Origin of the sequence: Streptobacillus felis (assembly GCF_001559775.1) — a bacterium.
GTDB lineage: Bacteria > Fusobacteriota > Fusobacteriia > Fusobacteriales > Leptotrichiaceae > Streptobacillus > Streptobacillus felis.
In genome coordinates this window covers 1-243 of the sequence record NZ_LOHX01000155.1, presented here as the reverse complement: position 1 = coordinate 243, position 243 = coordinate 1, and the positions used below count along the sequence as shown (strand labels likewise).

Below are 243 nucleotides of genomic sequence, written 5' to 3'. Positions count from 1 at the left end.
ATATGTAATGTCACAGTTATATTGAGCTCTTCTTGTTTCATTAGCTAAATTTGCAATTATAACACCTGATGTAAGACCTAATAATTCATATATGTGTGCCATAGTGTCTCTATTCCTTTTTGCATGTTAATCATTAACTGTAACAACGTTAACTCCTTTTCCTGTAAGTTTATTTAAATAAATTTCAAGAGTTGACATTAGTTTTTTTCCTTCTACCATTTTTCATTTCTGCTATTCTTCCAC

General features: G+C 29.2%; 1 pseudogene. It reads right to left on the bottom strand.

What is annotated here, in order from left to right:
- Positions 1-198, bottom strand: a pseudogene (locus AYC60_RS08290) (hypothetical protein); the annotation flags it as partial.
- Between the last annotated feature and the right edge of the window lie 45 nt (positions 199-243).